This window comes from Micromonospora sp. NPDC048898 (genome assembly GCF_043198035.1).
GTDB lineage: Bacteria > Actinomycetota > Actinomycetes > Mycobacteriales > Micromonosporaceae > Micromonospora.
The window spans coordinates 1-1,049 of sequence record NZ_JBICUF010000053.1; the positions used below are offsets into that span (position 1 = coordinate 1).

Here is a 1,049-nt window from a genome sequence, read left to right on the forward strand (position 1 = left end):
CTAGGGCCTGTGTCGAAGTCGGTGCCAGGGCGTGAGCTGTTGGGTGAGGATCTTCGCGTGTCGGTGTTCGAGATGTAGCGAGGTCTCCGGTATCTGGTTCAGCGACCAAGCAGAACCCGAACACCGGAGACCTCGTGGACACCCTAGTGGTGGCGAGGCGGCATGACCTGACCGACGCAGAGTGGGTGGCGCTGGAACCGCTGCTGCCTGTAGGGCGTAGGCCAGGTCGGCCGTCGACATGGACGAAACGGCAGCTCATTGATGGGATCAGGTGGCGGACACGGGTCGGTGCTCCGTGGCGGGATGTTCCGGAGTGCTACGGATCCTGGGCTGCGGCGTATGGGCTGTTCCGGCGTTGGCAGCGTGATGGGACCTGGGCGAAGATCTTGACCGTGTTGCAGGCCCTGGCTGATGCGGCCGGGCGGGTGGTCTGGGACGTGTCGGTGGACTCGACGGTCGCCCGAGCGCATCAGCATGCCGCTGGGGCGCGTAAAAGGGGGATCTTCAGGCCGAGCCGCCGGGCGGAGTCGCGGTCGAGCCGACCGATCACGCGCTCGGCCGGTCGCGGGGTGGGCTGACCACGAAGCTGCATCTGGCCTGCGAGCAGGGGCAGAAGCCGTTGTCGATCGTGTTGACCGCTGGGCAGCGCGGGGACAGCCCGCAGTTCAGGGCCGTACTCGACGGCATCCGGGTGCCCCGTCTCGGCACCGGGCGGCCCCGGACCCGCCCGAACCGGGTCCTGGCCGACAAGGCGTACACGTCGAAGGCCAACCGCCGCTACCTGCGCCGACGTGGCATCGCCGCGACCATCCCCTCGAAAGCCGACCAAGACGCCAACCGGCGCAAGTTGGGGTCCAAGGGCGGCCGACCACCGGCCTTCGATCCCGAACGGTACAAACAGCGTCACGCCGTGGAGTGCGGCATCAACCGGCTCAAGGGCAACCGGGCTGTAGCCACCCGCTTCGACAAACTCGCCGTCCGCTACGAAGCCACCGTTCACATCGCCGCGATCAACGAGTGGCTGTAACCGACTTCGACACAGGCCCTAG

1 protein-coding gene is annotated in these 1,049 nt (G+C 67.4%); it reads left to right on the plus strand.

Features of this window, described 5'->3' with window-relative positions; all coding sequences use genetic code 11:
• The first annotated feature begins 149 nt into the window (after positions 1-149).
• A protein-coding gene (locus tag ACGFIQ_RS36235) for an IS5 family transposase (protein ID WP_393250863.1) occupies positions 150-1,027 on the plus strand; the annotation gives its coding sequence in 2 pieces (ribosomal slippage) (positions 150-546 and positions 546-1,027; 879 coding nt in all).
• Positions 1,028-1,049 lie beyond the last annotated feature (22 nt).